Annotated in this window: 19 protein-coding genes; 4 read left to right on the top strand and 15 right to left on the bottom strand. The window is 71.2% G+C overall.

Going from position 1 to position 19,349, the window contains the following annotated elements:
- Positions 1 to 109: 109 nt before the first annotated feature.
- Positions 110 to 934: an ABC transporter permease gene (locus H9L21_RS06105; RefSeq protein ID WP_154595263.1), complete on the bottom strand. Its 825-nt coding sequence runs from the start codon at positions 932 to 934 to the stop codon at positions 110 to 112.
- Positions 931 to 1,899, bottom strand: coding sequence for an ATP-binding cassette domain-containing protein (locus H9L21_RS06100; RefSeq protein ID WP_154595264.1), 969 nt, complete (start codon positions 1,897 to 1,899; stop codon positions 931 to 933). Before H9L21_RS06100 ends, H9L21_RS06105 begins: the two co-directional genes overlap by 4 nt.
- A 109-nt stretch (positions 1,900 to 2,008) precedes the next feature.
- Between H9L21_RS06100 and H9L21_RS06095 the strand changes: the two genes are divergently transcribed.
- The 3 genes from H9L21_RS06095 to H9L21_RS06085 all read left to right on the top strand — a co-directional run bounded on the left by H9L21_RS06095 (position 2,009) and on the right by H9L21_RS06085 (position 5,301).
- Entirely contained in the window at positions 2,009 to 3,172 is a 1,164-nt protein-coding gene (locus H9L21_RS06095) for a hypothetical protein (protein WP_154595265.1), read from the top strand.
- Between the two features lie 90 nt (positions 3,173 to 3,262).
- Complete coding sequence (locus tag H9L21_RS06090; RefSeq protein ID WP_154595266.1) at positions 3,263 to 3,919, top strand: class I SAM-dependent methyltransferase; 657 nt, start codon at positions 3,263 to 3,265, stop codon at positions 3,917 to 3,919.
- Positions 3,920 to 3,921: 2 nt separating this feature from the next.
- Entirely contained in the window at positions 3,922 to 5,301 is a 1,380-nt protein-coding gene (locus H9L21_RS06085) for a LicD family protein (protein WP_154595267.1), read from the top strand.
- Between the two features lie 6 nt (positions 5,302 to 5,307).
- On the opposite strand, the gene H9L21_RS06080 is transcribed toward H9L21_RS06085, so the two are convergent.
- The 4 genes from H9L21_RS06080 to H9L21_RS06065 form a co-directional block, all read right to left on the bottom strand.
- Complete coding sequence (locus H9L21_RS06080; protein ID WP_154595268.1) at positions 5,308 to 6,531, bottom strand: pyridoxal phosphate-dependent aminotransferase; 1,224 nt, start codon at positions 6,529 to 6,531, stop codon at positions 5,308 to 5,310.
- A gap of 65 nt (positions 6,532 to 6,596) precedes the next feature.
- A complete protein-coding gene (locus tag H9L21_RS06075; protein ID WP_187411856.1) occupies positions 6,597 to 7,538 on the bottom strand; it encodes an RluA family pseudouridine synthase in 942 nt (313 codons plus the stop codon).
- Entirely contained in the window at positions 7,535 to 8,056 is a 522-nt protein-coding gene (lspA, locus tag H9L21_RS06070; RefSeq protein ID WP_255467370.1) for a signal peptidase II, read from the bottom strand. Before lspA ends, H9L21_RS06075 begins: the two co-directional genes overlap by 4 nt.
- A 5-nt stretch (positions 8,057 to 8,061) precedes the next feature.
- Complete coding sequence (locus tag H9L21_RS06065; RefSeq protein ID WP_154595270.1) at positions 8,062 to 8,463, bottom strand: TraR/DksA family transcriptional regulator; 402 nt, start codon at positions 8,461 to 8,463, stop codon at positions 8,062 to 8,064.
- Positions 8,464 to 8,596: 133 nt separating this feature from the next.
- Between H9L21_RS06065 and ileS the strand changes: the two genes are divergently transcribed.
- On the top strand, positions 8,597 to 11,716 hold the full coding sequence (gene ileS / locus H9L21_RS06060; protein ID WP_255467503.1) for an isoleucine--tRNA ligase: 3,120 nt from the start codon (positions 8,597 to 8,599) through the stop codon (positions 11,714 to 11,716).
- A gap of 83 nt (positions 11,717 to 11,799) precedes the next feature.
- On the opposite strand, the gene H9L21_RS06055 is transcribed toward ileS, so the two are convergent.
- From H9L21_RS06055 to murG, 9 genes are all read right to left on the bottom strand, one after another.
- Positions 11,800 to 12,522: a DivIVA domain-containing protein gene (locus H9L21_RS06055; protein ID WP_154595272.1), complete on the bottom strand. Its 723-nt coding sequence runs from the start codon at positions 12,520 to 12,522 to the stop codon at positions 11,800 to 11,802.
- A gap of 119 nt (positions 12,523 to 12,641) precedes the next feature.
- The gene (locus H9L21_RS06050) at positions 12,642 to 12,929 is read right to left on the bottom strand and encodes a YggT family protein (protein ID WP_187411855.1); all 288 of its coding nucleotides are present in this window, start codon (positions 12,927 to 12,929) and stop codon (positions 12,642 to 12,644) included.
- A gap of 6 nt (positions 12,930 to 12,935) precedes the next feature.
- Positions 12,936 to 13,415, bottom strand: coding sequence for a cell division protein SepF (locus H9L21_RS06045; RefSeq protein ID WP_154595273.1), 480 nt, complete (start codon positions 13,413 to 13,415; stop codon positions 12,936 to 12,938).
- 36 nt (positions 13,416 to 13,451) lie between these two features.
- Positions 13,452 to 14,156: a YggS family pyridoxal phosphate-dependent enzyme gene (locus H9L21_RS06040; protein ID WP_154596229.1), complete on the bottom strand. Its 705-nt coding sequence runs from the start codon at positions 14,154 to 14,156 to the stop codon at positions 13,452 to 13,454.
- Entirely contained in the window at positions 14,143 to 14,856 is a 714-nt protein-coding gene (locus tag H9L21_RS06035; protein WP_187411854.1) for a purine nucleoside phosphorylase YfiH/LACC1 family protein, read from the bottom strand. Before H9L21_RS06035 ends, H9L21_RS06040 begins: the two co-directional genes overlap by 14 nt.
- Before the next feature lie 2 nt (positions 14,857 to 14,858).
- Positions 14,859 to 16,019 carry a cell division protein FtsZ gene (ftsZ, locus tag H9L21_RS06030; protein ID WP_154595274.1) on the bottom strand — a complete coding sequence of 387 codons (1,161 nt, stop codon included), beginning with the start codon at positions 16,017 to 16,019 and terminating at the stop codon, positions 14,859 to 14,861.
- A gap of 148 nt (positions 16,020 to 16,167) precedes the next feature.
- Positions 16,168 to 16,878, bottom strand: a complete 711-nt coding sequence (locus H9L21_RS06025) for a cell division protein FtsQ/DivIB (RefSeq protein ID WP_154595275.1) — start codon at positions 16,876 to 16,878, stop codon at positions 16,168 to 16,170.
- Entirely contained in the window at positions 16,871 to 18,271 is a 1,401-nt protein-coding gene (gene murC, locus H9L21_RS06020; protein WP_187411853.1) for a UDP-N-acetylmuramate--L-alanine ligase, read from the bottom strand. The genes H9L21_RS06025 and murC overlap by 8 nt, the downstream gene beginning before the upstream one ends.
- Positions 18,268 to 19,347 carry an undecaprenyldiphospho-muramoylpentapeptide beta-N-acetylglucosaminyltransferase gene (gene murG, locus H9L21_RS06015; RefSeq protein WP_154596231.1) on the bottom strand — a complete coding sequence of 360 codons (1,080 nt, stop codon included), beginning with the start codon at positions 19,345 to 19,347 and terminating at the stop codon, positions 18,268 to 18,270. Before murG ends, murC begins: the two co-directional genes overlap by 4 nt.
- Between the last annotated feature and the right edge of the window lie 2 nt (positions 19,348 to 19,349).

Below are 19,349 nucleotides of genomic sequence, written 5' to 3'. Positions count from 1 at the left end.
GCCGCCAGAGCTGCCGGACGGCCGAGGGATCGGGGAAGGACTCCAGACTACGTGAGCGACCCGCGACGATCGCGGGGGCACGCCCGAGCCGGAGCCCCTCCCTCGGGTGCTACTTGGTGGTCGCCCTCTCGTAGGCCCGCACCGACAGCGGCACGAAGACCGCCACGATGGCGACGACCCACATCAGCGTGTAGATCACCGGGTGCTGCAGGCTCCACACGTCGGGAACCGGCACACCGTCGGGCACGTTGCCGAACAGCTCGCGCACCGCCTGGGTCACCGCCGAGACGGGGTTCCACTCGACGAACGGCTGCAGGAACTTCGGGAAGGACTCGGTCGGCACGAACGCGTTCGAGACGAAGGTCAACGGCATGATGACGATGAACGACGCGTTGTTGATGACGTCGACGCTCGGCACGATGAGGCCGACCCAGGCCATGATCCAGCTGACGGCGTAGGCGAAGACGAGCAGCAGCGCGAAGGCGCCCAGCAGCTTGAGGATCCCGTGGTGCGCCCGCCAGCCCACCAGCAGGCCCGTGAGCGCCATGATGATGAGCGAGAGCACGTTGTAGACGACGTCGGCGCCCGTACGCCCGACCAGCACCGCCGAGCGCGCCATCGGCAACGACCGGAACCGGTCGATGAAGCCCTTCTGCATGTCCTCGGCCATCGCCGCTCCCGAGAAGGTGGCGCCGAACACGACGGTCTGGGCGAAGATCCCGCCGATCAGGAACTCCTTGTAGTCCAGTCCGGGACCTGCGTCGATCGCGCCGCCGAAGACGTACGCGAACAGCAGGACGAACATGATCGGCGAGATCAGGACGAAGACCATGATCTCGGGGACGCGCTTGATCTTGATGAGGTTCCGCCGCGCGCAGACCCACCCGTCGGTGAGCGCGCGGAACGGTCGGCGTTGCTGCGTGATCGTGCTCATCGGACCTGCTCCTGTTCGGTCGTTCCGTCCTCGGCCTCGTGGCCGGTCAGGGACAGGAACACGTCGTCGAGGGTCGGGCGGCGCAGCCCGATGTCGAGCACGTCGATCCCGCCGGCCCGGATGTTGCCGAGCACCTGCATGAGGTCGTCGGCGCCCGATCCGCTGACCGCGACCGAGAGGGCGCGATCGCGGACCGAGACCTCGCCCTTGGCGACCTCGGCCAGGAACTCGCGGACCCGAGGCGCGTGGGCCGGATCCTGCAGGACCACCTCGATGCGGTCACCGCCGACCTGTGACTTGAGCTGGTCGGCCGTGCCCTCGGCGATCGCGCGGCCACGGTCGATCACGATGATGTTGTCCGCCAGCAAGTCGGCCTCCTCGAGGTACTGCGTCGTCAGCAGGACCGTCGCGCCGGAGTCGACGAGGTCGGAGATGACCTCCCACATCTGCTGACGACCGTGCGGGTCGAGGCCCGTGGTGGGCTCGTCCAGCACGATCACCGGCGGCTCGGCCACGAGGGCGCCGGCGAGATCCAGCCGCCGTCGCATGCCCCCGGAATAGGTCTTGGAGGGACGGTCGGCCGCGTCGGCCAGGTCGAAGCGCCGGAGCAGGTCGCGGGCGCGGGCCCCGGCGGCCTTCGCCTTCATCCCATAGAGTCGCCCGACCATCTCGAGGTTCTCGTAGCCGGTCAGGTACTCGTCGACGGCCGCGTACTGACCCGACAGACCGATCTGCCGTCGCACCCCGTCGGGGTCGGCCGCCACGTCGACGCCGGCCACCGTGGCCTGCCCCTCGTCGGGGGTCAACAAGGTGGTCAGGATGCGGACCGCAGTGGTCTTGCCCGCACCGTTCGGCCCGAGCAGACCCAGGACGGTGCCCTCGGGCACCGCCAGGTCGAGTCCCCCCAGGGCCTCGACGTCGCCGTAGCGCTTGACCAGTCCGGTCGCGCGGATCATGTCGCTCATCCTTCGATCATGGGACACACCGCCGACAGAAATCACCCCTACGAAGGTCGAAACGTCGCGATCGGTGGTAGGAATGTGCCAGCAAAATCCAGATCTCGGGGGGAGAAGCATGACCGCGGAGCTGCAGATGGTGACCAGATTCCATCCCGACGCGATCGCGTTGCCGGGTGATCCCGACCGGCTGCACCAGGGCGCCGAGCGCCTCCAGGACCTCGTCGCCGAGGTCAAGGACCTGGCCCAACGACTGCGCCAGGCGGACGCGCCGAAGGAGACCCGCGGACCGACGGTTCGTGCCATGTCGCGGGTCGCCGGCCAGCTGGGCCGGGTGCTCGAGGCCGATGCCGACCAGCTGACCGAGCTGTCCGAGCTGGTCCGCCGACAAGGTGACCTGCTCACCGATGCGCAGGTGGCACTGGAGGACACCCGCCGGCGCTGGCGGCTGGCGCGCCAGGAGCTGCGCACCGAGATCGACTCGCTCAACCAGGCCGCCGAGCGGGCCGAGCGCGAACGGGCCGAGCGTCGCGCCGAACGCGAACGGGCCGAGCAGGCCGAGCGCGAGCGCGCCGCGAAGGGCGAGCAGATGGAGCGGGGCCCCGCCCACCTCGATCGTGAGTTCCGCGCGGGCGGTCACCACGACGACCGCGAGATCGATCCCCCCACCGAGGCCCGCCAGCTCATCCGCGCGATGGACCAGCAGGTCCTGGACCAGTTCGAAGGGCCCCTGCGTCGCCTGACCGGACTGGAGTTCACCGACCGGCACGGCGCCGTGGCCATCATGAACGGCAAGGCCGAGCAGGCCGCCGAGCGTTACCGCCAGAGCGTCCACGCCGCCTTCGAGGAGCTCGTCGAGGCGCTGCGCCCCGTCCACCGGCTCGACCAGCAGGTGATCGAGCAGCTCCCCCGCCACGAGAAGGCCATCGCCGCGGCGATCGTCTCGGGAGGCGAGCAGGCCCCCGATCCGATGCGGCTGTCACGGCCGGACGACATCGCCTCGGTGGGCGAGCAGATCCAGGAGTGCGCGCGCGCCATCGCGCAGCTGAGCGAGCGACTGCCCGGCATCCGGCTGTCGATCCGCGAGGGCCGCATGACACCCGAGGACGAGCGCGTGGGCAGCATGAACGGCTTCCAGCGCACGTGGAAGAACCACTTCGAGCAGATCCGCGAGGACCTCGCCCACGCGCACCGGACCAGCTCCGAGATCGCGACCCAGTTGCGCGAGCTCGACGAGCGCGGCGCCCGCGAGATCCGCCGGACGTTCCGCGCCGCAGATTGACCCCGGGCGCCGCCACCGCATCGGCCGGCCGGGCGCGTATTCTGTCGACCATCCACCGGCCGGCCCGCGGCCCGTACCCTCGGAGAGCACATGACCGACCCCACCGTCTCGCACGAGTCCGATGCCGAGCGCGAGTCGTACTGGAACGCCTACTACGCCAGCACCCGCACGGCGCGGCGCCCGCTGCCGTCGCAGTTCGCGACCTTCGTGGCCGGCGAGCTCGAGGGACCGACCCGCATCCTCGAGTTCGGCAGTGGCGCCGGGCGGGACTCGCTGTTCTTCTCGTCCCACGGACACGACGTCACCGGCGTCGACGGATCCAAGGCGGCCGTGGACGCGTGCTCGGCCCTGGCCGCGACGCTGGGCGAGGGGGCGACCTTCGTCGCCGCCACGATCGACCAGCCCGACCTCGCGTCCCAACTGCGGGTCGAGGCGGGCAACACGCTCGTGTACGCCCGGTTCTTCGTGCACGCGATCACCGACGAGGAGGAGACCGCCTTCCTCGACCTCGCGGCTCGGCTGACGTCCCCGGGCGACCGACTCGCCGTCGAGTACCGGACGGTGCGCGACTCCAGTGGCGCGAAGGTGACCGGCGCCCACTACCGGCGCTTCGTCAACCCCTCGTCCTTCAACGCCAAGGCCGTGCTGCACGGCTTCGAGGTGACCTACGCGGTCGAGGGCTTCGGCTTCGCGAAGTACAAGCAGGATGACGCCTACGTGGCCCGGGCGCTGTTCGTGAGGCGCTGAGCGTGTCGGGGCTCGAGCAGGCACTGCGCGGCACGATCCGTCAGGCGCGTGAGCGGTTCCCCGATCTGGACTTCCTGTCCCCCGGTGGCGAGCTGCGGGTGGACGTCGCCCCCACGACCGTCGACCGCGTCCGGGTCGACGTCGGCGCCCACGTGGCCCTGCAGCTGCAGTCCGTGGGAGTCACGACGACCGAGGGACTCTCGACCGAGCAGCTCGTGGCCCGCAGCACCGTCACGGCCAGCAGCTGGCACGGTGACACGCGCGCCGCGTTCGAACCGGTCCGGCTGCTCGACGCCGAGCATCCCAGCGGCATCGCCGTCCACACCCAGGCCGAGCAACAGCCGTGGGTCGAGCTGACCTTCGAGCCCCCGGTCGAGATCACCGGAGTGCGACTGCGTGGACTCCCCGGACGAGCCGTCGTGCTCAACCGCGCCATCCGCGTCCAGATCGGGTCACCCGGCGAGCCTCTCGTGACCGTTCACGAGGCCGACCAGCGCGCCGCGCAGGTCGGGGCGTTCGTGGACGAGTCGGTCGCCGCCGTGCCCGCCGAGGCCCGCGACGAGTACGCCCGGCTGGCAGGTCCCCTGACCCAGACGCTGACCGGCCGTTACGGCGAGGCGCGTGCGGCCGTGAAGGAGCTCAAGCGGACACTGTCCGACGACGGCCGTCGCGCGTACGTGGCCGCGGTGAACGACGAACTGCTGCGCGAGCGCTCGCTGGAGTGGACGGCCCATGGTCCGCTGCGCTCGTTCCGGTTCTGGTCCGAGTCCGAGAAGCTGGACTACATCGAGTTCGCCGTGTCGGTCGCCGACGCCCTGCGTGACCTGACGCCGAACGTCTGCTTCGGGTACGGGGCCGCTCTGGCGGTGGTCCGCGACGGCGACCTGATCCCCCACGACGACGACCTCGACCTGATCATCGCCTTCGAGCCTGACGAGGCCGCCACCCTGCCCGAGGCACACGCCCGCGTCGAGGAGTTCCTCCGGGCCCGCGGCTTCGTCGTCAAGGGCGACTTCTTCGGCCACCGGCACGTCGCGCGGCCCGGCGGCAAGCACATCGACGTCTTCTCCGGCCTGTTCGAGGGCGATCGCGTCTCCTGGTACCCCGGGACCCGCGGCGCCCTGGCCCGATCGAGCATGTTCCCGATCAGCCGGGGCGAGTTGCTGGGGATCTCGTGTCCCCTGCCCGCCGATCCGGTCACCTACCTGGAGACGATCTACGGCCCGGGCTGGAGCACGCCCGACCCGGCGTTCAAACACACCTGGCGCAAGCGGGACTTCGCCGACCAGGCCGCACCGCCACCGGTCGCCGTCGAGGTCCCGGACGCGCCCGCCCCGGACGCGCCCCGCCGCGGCTGGCTCGACCGGATGCGGGGACGCTGACCGACCTCAGGCCTGGCGGTAGCTGCTGAGGAAGTTGCCCATCCGCTGGATCGCCTCGGCCAGGTCGCGCGACCACGGCAGGGTGACGATGCGCAGGTGGTCGGGATCGGGCCAGTTGAAGCCCGTGCCCTGCGTCAGCAGGATCTTCTCGCTCATCAGCAGGTCCAGCACGAGCTGCTGGTCGTCCTTGATCGGGTAGACCTCGGGATCCAGGCGCGGGAACGCGTACAGGGCGCCCCGCGGCGCGACGACGCTGACGCCGGGGATCTTGCGCAGTTCATTGACCGCCGTGTCGCGCTGCTCGAGCAGGCGCCCGCCGGGCAGGATCAGCTCCTTGATCGACTGGTAGCCGCCGAGCGCCACCTGGATGGCGTTCTGGGCCGGCACGTTGGGGCACAGCCGCATCGAGGCCAGCAAGGTGATGCCCTCGAGGTAGTCCTGGGCCCGCTCCAGCGGACCGGTCACGACGACCCAGCCGGCGCGATAGCCGCAGACCCGGTAGGCCTTGGACAGGCCGTTGAAGGTCAGGGTCAGGACGTCCGGGGCCACGCTGGCCATCGGGATGTGGACCGCGTCGTCGTAGAGGATCTTGTCGTAGATCTCGTCCGACATCAGGACCAGGTCGTGCTTGCGGGCCAGGTCCGCGATCGCCGTCAGCGTCTCGCGGCTGTAGACCGCGCCCGTGGGGTTGTTCGGGTTGATGACCACGATGACCTTGGTCCGGTCGGTGATCTTGGACTCGAGGTCCGCCAGGTCGGGGTTCCAGTCGTTGGCCTCGTCGCACAGGTAGTGCACGGGACGGCCGCCGGCGAGGTTCGTGACCGCGGTCCACAGCGGGTAGTCCGGCGCGGGGATCAGCACCTCGTCGCCGTTGTCCAGCAGGGCCTGCAACGCGACCTGGATCAGCTCGCTGACGCCGTTGCCGAGCCACACGTCGTCGATGTCGAGGGCGGGGAAGCCCTCCTGCAGCTGGTAGTGGTGCACCACGGCGCGGCGCGCGGACTGGATGCCGCGGGAGTCGGAGTACCCCTGCGACGTCGGCAGCCCGGCGATCACGTCCTGCAGGATCTCGGCGGGCGCATCGAAGCCGAACGGCTGGGGGTTGCCGATGTTCAGCTTGAGGATCCGGTGACCCTCGGCCTCCAGCTGGGCAGCTCGCGCGCTGACGGGGCCGCGGATGTCGTACAGGACATCCCTCAACTTCTCCGACTGGCGCACGACATGGCTCATGGGCCCATTGTGCCGGACGCGTCCGGCGCCTCGGCTCCGCACCGGGTGTCGCGGAGCGGCTCGGCTCAGTCCAGGTCGCGGATGAGGTCGAGCGCGTGCTGCAGGTCGGCCGGGTACGGGCTCTCGTACTCGACCGGCTCGCCGGTGCCCGGGTGGATGAAGCCCAGCCGGACGGCGTGCAGCCACTGGCGCTCGAGGCCGACGCGCTTGGCCAGCACCGGGTCGGCGCCGTAGAGCGGGTCGCCGACGCACGGGTGCTTGATCGCGGCCATGTGCACGCGGATCTGGTGGGTGCGGCCGGTCTCGAGCTTGATGTCGAGCAGCGACGCGTACCGGTGCGCCTCGAGCGTGTCGTAGTGGGTGATGCTCGGGCGGCCGTCGGCGCGCACCGTGAACTTGAAGTCGTGCTTGGGGTGGCGCGCGATCGGCGCGTCGATCGTGCCGGTGTGGGGATCGGGATGACCCTGGACCAGCGCGTGGTAGGTCTTGTCGACCGTGCGGTCGCGGAACGCCTGCTTGAGGATCGTGTACGCGCGCTCGGACTTGGCGATGACCATCAGGCCGCTCGTGCCGACGTCGAGTCGCTGCACGATGCCCTGGCGCTCGGGGGCGCCACTGGTCGAGATCCGCACGCCGACACCGGCGAGGTGGCCCGAGACGGTGGGCCCGTCCCAGCCGATGCCGGGGTGGGCGGCGACGCCCACGGGCTTGTCGACCACGACGATGTCGTCGTCCTCGTGGACGATGCTCATCCCGTCGACCGCGCTCGGCACGACGACGGCGCGGCGCGGCGCGGGGATCGTGGCCTCGAGCAGAGCGCCGGCCTCGACGCGCTCGGACTTGATCGGCTGGGCGCCGTCGAGCAGCACCAGTCCGTCGGCGACCAGGTCGCCGGCCCGCGTGCGGGACACCCCGAACAGCCGAGCCAGGGCGACGTCGACCCGCTCGCCCGCCAGCCCCTCGGGGATGTACACGCTGCGCTGCTCGGTCGGGTCGTCGTGGGTCACGTAGGCTCTCTCGTTCCGTCGAAGCGGTGACCACGCCACGAGCGCCAGATGATGACGATCGCCGCCACGGTCAGGGCGATGTCGGCCACGTTCCCCACGAAGAATCCCGCGTAGTCGATGAAGTCCACCACGTGACCACGCAGGAACGCGGGCTCACGGAACAGCCGATCCATCAGGTTACCGACCGCTCCACCCAGGAACAGCCCCAGCCCCACCGCCCACCAGGTGTCGCGCAGCCGGGGGGCGATGACGATGAGGGTGATCGTCACCGCGATGGCGATCGCGCTCAGCACGATCGTGTAGCCCGCGCCGGTGCCGAGCGCGGCGCCGGGATTGAGCACGAATCGGAAGGTCAGCAGGTCGCCGACCACGGGGATCGGGTCATGGCCGTCGAGCCGCTCGACCGCCCACCACTTGGTGAGCTGGTCCAGCGCGACGACGACGACGGCGACGATCGAGAACAGGGCGACCCGGCTCCGGCCGACGGGCGCGGCCGCCGGGTCCGCAGAGGAGGCCACGGTGCTCAGCGACGCTCCTCGCGGCGCTTGCAGTCCATGCACAACGTCGCGCGGGGGAAGGCCATGAGACGCAGCTTGCCGATGGGCTCGCCGCACAGCTCGCACACGCCGTACGTGCCGTCGTCGAGACGCGAGAGGGCCTTCTCCGTCTGGAGCAGCAGCTCGCGCTGGTTCGCGGCGAGCGAGAGCTCGGCGTCACGCTCGAGGCTGTTCGATCCGACGTCGGCCTGATCGTTGCCCGCGCCGTCGACGCCACCGGCCAGGATGTCCTGCAGATCCCGGGCGGAATCGACGAGTTCGGACTTCAAACGAGCGAGATCCTCGGTGAGTTCCTCGCGCACGGCCGTGGCCTCGGCGGTGGTCCAGGGCGTCTCGTCCGAGCGGACGGCCAGCGTGGTCTTGGGCATGCCCGGGACACTAAACCGACCACGAAGCCGGTGCAAGTCGGCTCACCGTAGAATCGACCGGGTGAGTCAGGACACCCCGAACGCCCCCGCAGCGCAGCCTGCGACCGCCCTCTCCGGCACCGCCGGAGAACCGCTGCGCTACCGCCCGGTACCCGCCCATGTCGACCTTCCGGCGATGGAGCGCGAGATCCTCGATCTCTGGGCCGAGCAGGGCACGTTCGCGGCCAGCCTCGACACCCCCGCCGACGCTCCGCGCTGGACCTTCTACGAGGGACCGCCCACCGCCAACGGCGTCCCCGGCACCCACCATGTCGAAGCGCGGGTCTTCAAGGACGTCTTCCCGCGCTTCAAGACGATGCAGGGCTACCACGTCGACCGCAAGGCCGGCTGGGACTGCCACGGCCTGCCCGTCGAGATCGCGGTCGAGAAGGAGCTGGGCTTCAACGGCAAGCCCGACATCGAGGCCTACGGCATCGCCGAGTTCAACGCCAAGTGCCGCGAGTCGGTGCTGCGCAACGTCGACGTCTTCGAGGACATGACCGCGCGCATGGGCTACTGGACCGACATGGCCCACCCCTATCGCACGATGGACGCCTCCTACGTCGAGAGCGTCTGGTGGGCGCTGTCGCAGATCCACGGCAAGGGCCTGCTGGTCGAGGACTACCGGGTCGCCCCGTACTGCCCGCGCTGTGGCACGACCCTCTCGGACCACGAGCTGGCCCAGGGCTACGAGACCGTCGTGGATCCGTCGGTCTACGTCCGCTTCCCGCTGACGTCCGGCCCCTGGGCGGGCACCGACCTGCTGGTGTGGACCACCACGCCGTGGACGCTGGTCTCGAACACCGCGGTCGCCGTCCACCCCGACGTCACGTACGTCGTCGCGACCGACGGCTCCGACCGCGTCGTCGTCGCCGAGCCGCTGGTCGGCAGCGCCCTGGGCGAGGGCTGGGACGTCACCGAGACGATCACCGGCCGCGACATGGAGCGCTGGACCTACCGCCGACCGTTCGACCTGGTCGAGATCCCCGACGCGCACTTCGTCGTGCTGGGCGACTACGTCACGACCGACGACGGCACGGGCCTGGTGCACCAGTCCCCCGCCTTCGGCGCCGATGACATGGCGGTCTGCAAGGCCTACGGCCTGCCCGTCGTCAACCCGATCACGCCCGACGGCCACTTCGAGGCCGATGTCGACCTGGTCGGCGGAGCGTTCTTCAAGGAGGCCGACCCGACGCTGGTCGCCGACCTCGACGCGCGCGGGCTGCTGTTCCGCAAGCTCGACTACGAGCACAGCTACCCGCACTGCTGGCGCTGCCACACGCCGCTGATGTACTTCGCCCTGCCGGCCTGGTACATCCGCACCACGGCGCGCAAGGACGAGCTGCTCGCCCAGAACGAGCAGACGAACTGGTACCCCGAGACCATCAAGCACGGCCGCTACGGCGACTGGCTCGAGAACAACATCGACTGGTCGCTGTCGCGCAACCGGTTCTGGGGCACTCCCCTGCCGATCTGGCGCAACGACGCCGACCCGAGCAAGGTCGTGTGCGTCGAGTCGCTGGCGCACCTGTCCGAGCTGACCGGCACGGACCAGTCGAACCTGGACCCGCACCGCCCGTACATCGACGACGTCACCTTCACGATCGACGGCGAGCCCGGCACCTACCGCCGCGTCCCCGAGGTCATCGACGCGTGGTTCGACTCCGGCTCCATGCCGTTCGCCCAGTGGGGCTACCCCCACGTCGAGGGCTCGAAGGAGAAGTTCGAGCAGGCCTACCCCGCGCAGTACATCTGTGAGGCCATCGACCAGACCCGCGGCTGGTTCTACTCCCTCATGGCCGTCGGCACTCTGGTGTTCGACCGCTCCAGCTACGAGAACGTCGTGTGCCTGGGTCACATCCTGGCCGAGGACGGCCGCAAGATGAGCAAGCACCTGGGCAACATCCTGCTGCCCATGCCGCTCATGGACGAGCACGGCGCCGACGCACTGCGCTGGTTCATGGCTGCCTCCGGCTCGCCGTGGTCGGCCCGCCGGATCGGGCACAACGCCCTGACCGAGATCGTCCGCAAGGTGCTCCTGACCTACTGGAACACCGTGGCGTTCCACGTCCTGTACGCCCGGGCCGAGGGATGGAGCCCGGCCGACGGCGCCGCTCCCCCGGTCGCCGAGCGCGGTGTGCTGGACCGCTGGCTGCTGTCGCAGACGCAGGACCTCGTCCGCGACGTCACCGCGTCGCTCGAGGACTTCGACACCCAGCGAGCCGGCGCCCTGCTGGCGACCTTCGTCGACGAGATGTCCAACTGGTACGTGCGCCGCTCGCGCAAGCGCTTCTGGCGCGGCGACGCAGCCGCCCTGGCGACCCTGCACGAGGTGCTGGACGTCCTGACCCGCCTGATGGCTCCGCTGGTGCCGTTCGTCACCGAGCGGGTGTGGCAGGACGTCATCGTCCCGGTCACCCCCGGCGCCGCACCGTCGGTCCACCTCGCCTCCTGGCCGCAGGTCGACGAGTCGCTCGTCGTCGACGGCCTGGCCGGGCGCGTCTCCCTGGCCCGTCGCGTCACCGAGCTCGGTCGCGCCGCGCGGGCCGAGGCGAAGGTGCGCACCCGGCAGCCGCTGCGCCGCGCCCTCATCGGCTCGGCGCACTTCGAGCACCTCGGCCCGGAGCTGCGCGAGCAGGTCTGCGAGGAGCTGAACATCCTCGAGCTCGGCTCCCTGGCCGACGCCGGCGCCGATCTGGTCGAGTTCTCGGCCAAGGCGAACTTCCGCCAGCTCGGCAAGCGTCACGGCAAGCAGACCCCCGTGGTGGCCCAGGCGATCGCCGCGGCGGACGCGGGCGAGCTGGCCGCCGCGCTGGAGTCCGGCTCCGCCACCGTCACGGGCGCCGACGGCGCGTCGTGGCAGGTCGAGGCCGACGACGTCATCATCACCGAGCGTCCGCGTGAGGGCTGGTCCGTCGTCAACGAGCAGGGCGAGACCGTCGCCCTGGACCTGGCGATCGACGACGAGCTGCGCCTGGCCGGGCTGGCCCGCGAGGCGGTCCGCGTGATCCAGGAGGCCCGCAAGTCCGCCGGCCTGGAGATCACCGACCGGATCACCCTGACGTGGGCCGCCGAGGGCGAGACCGCCGAGGCCCTGCGCCAGCACGGTGCCAGCATCGCCGAGGAGGTGCTCGCGGTGTCGTTTGAGGCCGGAGCGGCCGACGAGGTGCGCGACGAGGACCTCGGCCTGTCGGTCAGCCTGCAGCGGGCCTGACCGCCGGGAACGCCAACGGCGCCCGACCCCTCAGGGGGTCGGGCGCCGTTGTCATACGACTCAGTACGCGGCTCGGGCGAAGGTCACTCGGACCCGCCGTCGAGCGCGGTGCCCTGCTTCGGCGCCACCGGAGCGCTGCCCTCGAGCTGGGCGAGCTGATCCTGGAAGTACGCCTTCAGACGGGCGCGGTACTCGCGCTCGTAGGCACGCAGGTGGTCGATCTCGCCCTGGAGCTCCTGACGCTCGCGCTCGAGGTTGGAGATGACCTCCTTGCGACGCTGCTCGGTCTCGACGTCCAGCTGCTCGGCGCGCTTGCGCGACTCGTACTGCAGCGTGTCGGCGTTGCGACGGGCCTCGGCCGAGAGCTGCTCGGCCTCGACGCGGGCCTCACCGATGATGGAGTCGGCCTCTTCCTTCGCGGCGTCCATGAGCTGGTCGGCGTTGGCCGACGCGATCTCGAGCAGACGCGCGGCGGCCGTGGAGGCCTCCGAGGTGGAGGTGACGCGCAGCTCCTGGGGAGCGGCGGGCGCCGGGGCGGGCGTGGGCTCGGGAGCCTTGACCGGCTCGGGGGCCTTGGCCGGCTCGGGCTTGGCAGCCGCGGGAGCGGGCTGGGCCTTCGAGGCCTCCTCGAGGGCGGCCTCGAGCTCGGCGACCTTCGCCTTGAGCTCGGAGTTCTCGTTGACGAGACGCTCGAACTCGACCTCGACCTCGTCGAGGAACTGCTCGACCTCGCCCATGTCGTATCCGTCGCGCAAGCGCACGGCGGTGAACTGCTTGTCGCGAATGTCCTGGGGCGTGAGCGCCATCTGGTCACCTCTGCGTGTGAGTCGTATGTTTCGGTCTGAAAGCTTCGGAGCCGTCGTCAACGGTACCGCTTCATCTTAAGCACCGAGCAGTCGGATGGCGCTCAAGTCTCAACGGTCACCTAAAAGATGACCAGCACCAACGATTGGGCGATGAACAACAACAGCAACAACACCATCGCGGAGACGTCGAGCATGATGCCGCCGAGCCGGATGGGCGGGATGACCTTGCGCAACGCTCGCAGCGGCGGGTCGGTCACGGTGAAGATCGCTTCGCACAGCACGGCGATCGCACCGCGGGGCTGCCACTGGCGCGCCAGCAGCTGCACCCAGTCCACGACGAAACGGGCGATCACGAAGATGATCGCCAGGTAGATCAGGTTGTAGAGGATGGAGCCGATCAGCGACACGGAGCCTCAGCTCTGGTTGTAGAAGCCGCCGGCGGCCAGCGTGGCCCGGTCCTCGTCGGAGACCTGGACCCCCTCGGGCGACAGCAGGAAGACCTTGGCGGTGATCCGGTTGATCGTGCCGTGGACCGCGAACACCAGGCCCGCGGCGAAGTCGACGAGCCGCTTGGCGTCGTCGTCGCCGATGTCGGACAGGTTCATGATCACGGGCACGCCCGAGCGGAAGGACTCGCCGATCGTGCGGGCGTCGTTGTAGGTGCGCGGCGTGACGGTCTCGATCCGGGCGAGGTCGGCCACGGACATGCCGGGCTGACGTCGGTCGTCGAGCGCGGTCACGGTGCGCGGCGCCACCTGCTGGGGCGCGGCGGCCTGACGCACGGGTGCAGCAGGGCGCGCCGAGGCCTCCGGCTCGTACTCGAGCGCGTCGTCGTACTCGGCCTGCTCGACGAGTCCCAGGTACTCGCCCATCCTCCGCATTGCGCCAGCCATGCTCACTCCCGATCCTCGGTCTTGACGTTGTTGAGACTACTGCAGTAAGGACCGCTGCCCGAGCACCGAGCGACCCACGCGTACGTGTGTCGCCCCGTGGGCGATGGCGGTCTCGAAGTCCTCACTCATCCCGGCCGAGATCGTCGTCGCCGACGGTACGGTGCGGGTGAGCTCGGTGCTGATCTCGCGCAGGTGCGCGAAGCTCGGTGCGGGGTCCTGCCCCAGGGGTGCCACGGTCATCACGCCGCCGAGCTCCAGGTGCGGGCACTCGGTCACGACGACCTCGGCCAGCGCGGCCACGTCCTGTGGCGGCACCCCGGCCCGGCCGGGATCGGTCGTGTCGAAGTCGACCTGGATCAGGCACCGCAGGGTGCGCCCGGCCGCCTGCGCGCCGCGGTCGAGCGCGCGCGCCAGCTTGGGCCGGTCGAGGCTCTGGACGACGTCGGCGTACCGCGCAACGGCGCCGGCCTTGTTGGTCTGCAGCGCGCCGACGAAGTGCCAGCGCAGGTCGATCCCGGCCTCGACCACCTCGCGGTGCTTGTCGCCGGCCTCGGGGTGACGGTTCTCGCCGACGTCGGTGACGCCGAGCTCGGCCAGGATCGCCACGTCGGAGGCGGGATGGGTCTTGGTGACGACGATCAAGGTGACCTCGTCGGCCGCACGGCCGTGCTGCTCGCAGGCGCGGGCGATGCGCTCGCGCACGGCGGCGAGGTTGTGCTCCAGCTCGTCACGGCGCTGCATGGTCACCGCCCTCCCCCAGCACGACACCGGCGCCGAAGCGGCCGGCCGCGTCGCCCTGGCGTCGGTGGGACCAGAAGGTGTCGTCCTCGATCGTGCAGCCACCGACGTCGTGGACGGTCACGCCGGCGCGCTGCAACTGGGCGATGACACCGGCACCGATGTCGAGGCCGGGCGTGCCGCGGCGCGTGGTCGCGCGGGCGGCCGGCTCGAGCGCCGCAACGTCGTCGGCCATCTGCGCGGGGACCTCGTAGCACCGGCCACAGGCCCGCGGGCCGACCCACGCCTCGAGCTGCTCGGCGCCGCGGCGACGCAACTGGTCGACCGTGGCGGTGACGATGCCGGCGGCCATCCCGACCCGGCCGGCGTGCACGACGGCCGCGAGCGGCCGGTCCGGCGCCACCACGACGACAGGGGTGCAGTCGGCCACGCGCACGATCGCGACGATTCCGGGCCGGTCGACGATGAGCGCATCGGCCTGGGGCGTCGGCGCGTCCGGGTCCGCGACCGCCACCTGGGCTCCGTGGACCTGACGCATGAGCGCCGGGCGTCCGCCCAGGGCCGCCCCGAGGGACTGGACCCCCGCGACGGCCGACCCGTCAGCGGCGGGTCCGCGACCGAGGTCGGTCCGCGCGTCGGTGAAGCCGAGCCGCGCATGACCCACGTCGGCCCGGAACCACAGCGGAGCGGGAGCGGGCGTCACGATCAGCGCAGGAAGTCCGGGATGTCCAGGCCGTCGCCGAACTCCTGGCCGGAGGGCCGTCCCACCGGCACGGGCTCGGTGACGACGCGCTGCTCCGTCGGGCGCTCGCGCTCGGCCTGCGGCCGGGCGGCGGGGGCCGACTCCTGTGCGGTGCCGTTGGAGGACTGCTGCGCCTCGCGGCCCCGCAGCGCCGGCTGGGCCGTGTCGCGCTGCTTGGGCTCGCCACCGTCGAAGCCGGCCGCGATGACGGTGATCCGCACCTCGTCGCCCAGCGAGTCGTCGATGACCGTACCGAAGATGATCTTGGCGTCCTCGTGGACGGCCTCCTGCACCAGCTCGGCCGCCTCGTTGATCTCGAACAGGCCCAGGTCGGACCCGCCCGCGATCGACAGCAGCACGCCGCGGGCGCCCTCGATGGACGCCTCGAGCAGCGGGCTGGAGACGGCCAGCTCGGCGGCCGTGGCGGCGCGGTGCTCGCCGCGCGCCGAGCCGATGCCCATGAGGGCCGAGCCGGCGTCGCTCATGATCGACTTCACGTCGGCGAAGTCGACGTTGATCAGACCGGGCGTGGTGATGAGCTCGGAGATGCCCGAGACGCCCTGGTAGAGCACCTGGTCGGCCTGGCGGAAGGCGTCGAGCAGGCTGATGCTCTGGTCACTGATCGACAGGAGTCGGTCGTTGGGGATGACGATGAGGGTGTCGACCTCCTCGCGCAGCCGCTGGACGCCCAGGTCGGCCTGCGCCGCGCGGTTGCGTCCCTCGAACTTGAACGGGCGCGTCACCACGCCGATCGTCAGCGCGCCGAGCGAACGCGCGAGGCGCGCCACGACGGGGGCACCGCCGGTGCCCGTGCCGCCGCCCTCACCCGCGGTGACGAAGACCATGTCGGCGCCCTTGAGGGCCGCCTCGATCTCCTCCGCGTGGTCCTCGCACGCCTTCTTGCCGATCTCGGGATCGGCGCCGGCACCGAGGCCGCGCGTCGAGTCGCGACCGACGTCGAGCTTCACGTCCGCATCGGTCATGAGCAATGCCTGGGCATCGGTGTTGATCGCGATGAACTCCACACCCTTGAGCCCGGCCTCGATCATGCGGTTCACGGCGTTGACACCACCGCCGCCGATGCCGACGACCTTGATCACCGCAAGGTAGTTCTGGACCGCCATGTCGTTCCCCTTCAACCTTAACCTTCAAGTCGAGGCTTATAGTTATGTCAACCTCGTCGATGTCTAGACACTAGGGGCGCGCGCGAGTCGATCAGTGGTGACACGCCGTGTCACGGGCGTGTTGTTGTGACGGATGAGGAGAGACGCGTCACTTGAGGGTCGTCGGGCGCTCAGGCGCACTGACGTCGTAGCTGCGTGCCTTGATCTGCAGCAGGGGCCGCAGCACGGCCAGCTTGGGGCGCGCCTGCTCGGCACTCCCCCACACGACCGTGCGGCGCTTCGTCAGTGCCAGCTCGATCGAGTCCGTGGTCTCGGCCCGGATGACATCGGTGTCACCGAGCAGCTCACGGTCGCCGTCCGCGATGTCGGCCGCGACGCGGGCGACGGCCGCCACGACCTCACGGTCGTCGACGTCCACGTCGAGGCGCGGCAGGTGCGTCGGTCGCGAGTTCAGGGGACGGTAGGCGATCCCCGACTCGTCCACGGCCCAGGGCGTGCCCGACCGATCGACCCAGGCGACGGCCGAGCGCTCGGTGACGACGATCCGGATGGTGTGCGGCAGGTCGCGCTCGATCCGGACCGACTCGACGGGCTTCAAGGTGGCGACCCGCTCGGCGACCGCGTCGGTGTCGATGCGCGGCACCGGGGTGCCCAGCGGCACCTGGGCCGACCGGACCACCCACTCGGCGGGAAGGTGCTCCACTCCCGTGACCTCGACCGTCCGGGCCTCGAGCAGGCTGGAGAACCACACCGCCCAGCCGGCGGCGACGAGGGCCAGCACGGCAGCCACGACACCGGCGATCCGCCATCGCGACCGGCGGCGCCGTTGTCGCAGCTTCTCGGTGAAGCGATCACTCATCGGCGGAGTCCCGCAGCAGGTCCAGCAGCGCCGGCCCCACCGTCGTCACGTCGCCGGCGCCCAGGGTCAGCACGAGGTCCCCGGGTCGCACGAGCGAGGCCAGCATACGAGGCACGTCCTGCACCGAACCCCCGGCGAGCGCACCGGGACCCGCGGCCCGCACGACCAGGTCCGACGTCACGTCGGGGTCGGCGGCCTCACGGGCCAGGTAGAGGTCCGCGACCACGACGACGTCGGCGGCGGCGAGCTCCTGGCCCATCCGCTCACCGAAGAGCCGGGTGCGGCTGACCAGGTGCGGCTGGAACACCACCACGAGACGGTCGTCGCCGGCCAGGGCGCGGGCGGCGGCCAGATCCGCGGCGATCTCGGTCGGGTGGTGGGCGTAGGAGTCGACGACGCGCACGCCACCGGCCTCGCCCTTGGGCTCCATCCGGCGCGCGGCCCCGGTGTACGCGGCCAGGCCGTCGATCAGGCCGGCCGCGTCGTGGCCCAGCTCGATCCCGATCGCCAGCGCGAGCAACGCGTCGGCGGCGTAGTGCCGACCGGGGACGGCGAGCACGACCTCGGTCGGGCCGAGCCCGGCGCCGGAGACCGTGAAGCGCGTGGTCGAGCCCTCGACCACGACGTCGGTGCCCCGGACGTCGGCGTCCGCGGCGAAGCCGGCCGTCACGAGTCGCGCGGACGTGCCCGCCTCGACCAGCCGGCGGCAGCCGGGGTCATCGGCCGAGACCGCCACGACCTCCTCGACCGTCGACGCGAAGTCGGCGAACGCCTGCTCGTAGGCGTCGACGGTGCCCCACGTGTCGAGGTGGTCGGCGTCGATGTTGGTGACGACCGCGGCGTACGGGCGGTAGTGCAGGAACGCGCCGTCGCTCTCGTCGGCCTCGACGACGAACTCGGGCCCGGCGCCGCGACGCGCATTGGTGCCCAGACCCGCGACCTCGGCACCGATCGCGAAGGACGGATCGGCTCCGGCGCCGCGCAGGGCGAACGTCAGCATGGCGGTCGTGGTCGTCTTGCCGTGCGTGCCGGCCACCGCGATCCGGCGGTCGGACAGCATCGTCGACATGAGCCCGGCCGAGCGGGGCCACAGCCGCAACCCCCGTCGGCGCGCCTCGACGACCTCGGGGTTGTCCTCCGGGACGGCGGTCGAGGCGACGACGGTGTCGCGATCGGCGAGGTGCTCGGCGGCGTGGCCGACGTGGCAGACGATCCCCGCGGCCCGCAGCCGCTCCAAGACGGCGGAGTCGCGGGCGTCGCTGCCCGTCACGTCGACCCCGGACTCGTGCATGAGCAGGGCGATCGCGGACAGGCCGGCGCCGCCGATGCCGATCAGGTGCACGCGGCCGAGCCGGTCGGCGGGCAGGACCTCGTCGGGCAGGTCGATCCTCACCGGCCGGCCTCGCCGGCTCGGTGCACCATGGCCGCCAACTGCTCGGCGGCGTCACCGCGCACGATGCCGGACGCGGCCCGGGACATGCTCGCGAGACGTTCGGGCGAGGTCACCAGCGGCACCACGGCACTGTCGACCCAGGCGGGGGTGAACGCCGCGTCGTCGATCAGCAGCGCTCCCCCGGCACCCACCACGGGGTGGGCGTTGAGGGCCTGCTCGCCGTTGCCGATCGGCAGCGGGACGAAGACGGCGGGCAGTCCGACCGAGGAGACCTCGGTGACCGTGTTGGCGCCGGAGCGGCACACGACGAGGTCGGCGGCGGCGTAGGCCAGATCGATCCGGTCGATGTACTGCTCGACGACGTAGGGCGGGTCGCCGGGACGGCGCGACAGCTCGACCTCCTCGGGGCGCCCGGCCGCGTGCAGCACCTGGATGCCGGCGTCGGCGAGGTCGCGCGAGGCGGCCGCCATCGTGGTGTTGATGCGGCGGGCCCCCTGGGAGCCGCCCGTGACCAGGATCGTGGGGCGATCGGCGTCGAGGCCGAAGTGCTCCCGGCCCTGCGCCCGGGACGCCTCGCGGTCGAGGTGGGCGATCTGGCGACGGATGGGCAGCCCCACGTAGGTGGCGTGCCGCAGAGGCGTGTCGGGGAAGCTCGTGGCGACGTGGCGGGTCAGCCGCGCCCCGAGCTTGTTCGCGATCCCGGGCAGCGCGTTGCCCTCGTGCACGACCAGGGGCAGCTTGCGCTTGCGAGCGGCCAGGTAGGCCGGCACCGAGACGTACCCGCCGAAGCCGACGACGACATCGGGGCGGAACGTGTCGATCACCTTCAGCGTGGCCGAGACCGACCGGCGCAGGTTGCGCGGCAGTCGCACCAGGTCGCCGTTGGGGCGGCGCGGCAGCGGCACGGGCGGGACGAGCTCGAGGGCGTAGCCGGCCTGCGGGATGAGGGTGACCTCGAGACCGCGCGGCGTGCCCAGGCACAGGACGTCGTCGCCCGCCTCGGCCAGGACGGCCGCGGTCGCGAGCAACGGAGAGGTGTGGCCGGCGGTGCCTCCGCCGGCGAGCAGGACCCGCATGG

The sequence above is a fragment of the Aeromicrobium senzhongii genome (assembly GCF_014334735.1).
Classification (GTDB): Bacteria; Actinomycetota; Actinomycetes; order Propionibacteriales; family Nocardioidaceae; genus Aeromicrobium; species Aeromicrobium senzhongii.
This window is presented reverse-complemented; position numbering and strand designations above follow the sequence as displayed.

Bases quoted from the DNA above. Each gene is read 5' to 3' on its own strand.
- H9L21_RS06065 (WP_154595270.1), bottom strand. From the start codon at position 8,463: ATGCCCAAGACCACGCTGGCCGTCCGCTCGGACGAGACGCCCTGGACC.
- H9L21_RS06095 (WP_154595265.1), top strand. From the start codon at position 2,009: ATGACCGCGGAGCTGCAGATGGTGACCAGATTCCATCCCGACGCGATC.
- H9L21_RS06100 (WP_154595264.1), bottom strand. From the start codon at position 1,899: ATGAGCGACATGATCCGCGCGACCGGACTGGTCAAGCGCTACGGCGAC.
- H9L21_RS06045 (WP_154595273.1), bottom strand. From the start codon at position 13,415: ATGGCTGGCGCAATGCGGAGGATGGGCGAGTACCTGGGACTCGTCGAG.
- H9L21_RS06055 (WP_154595272.1), bottom strand. From the start codon at position 12,522: ATGGCGCTCACGCCCCAGGACATTCGCGACAAGCAGTTCACCGCCGTG.
- ftsZ (WP_154595274.1), bottom strand. From the start codon at position 16,019: ATGGCGGTCCAGAACTACCTTGCGGTGATCAAGGTCGTCGGCATCGGC.
- H9L21_RS06105 (WP_154595263.1), bottom strand. From the start codon at position 934: ATGAGCACGATCACGCAGCAACGCCGACCGTTCCGCGCGCTCACCGAC.
- H9L21_RS06090 (WP_154595266.1), top strand. From the start codon at position 3,263: ATGACCGACCCCACCGTCTCGCACGAGTCCGATGCCGAGCGCGAGTCG.
- H9L21_RS06025 (WP_154595275.1), bottom strand. From the start codon at position 16,878: ATGAGTGATCGCTTCACCGAGAAGCTGCGACAACGGCGCCGCCGGTCG.
- H9L21_RS06040 (WP_154596229.1), bottom strand. From the start codon at position 14,156: ATGCAGCGCCGTGACGAGCTGGAGCACAACCTCGCCGCCGTGCGCGAG.
- murG (WP_154596231.1), bottom strand. From the start codon at position 19,347: ATGCGGGTCCTGCTCGCCGGCGGAGGCACCGCCGGCCACACCTCTCCG.
- H9L21_RS06080 (WP_154595268.1), bottom strand. From the start codon at position 6,531: ATGAGCCATGTCGTGCGCCAGTCGGAGAAGTTGAGGGATGTCCTGTAC.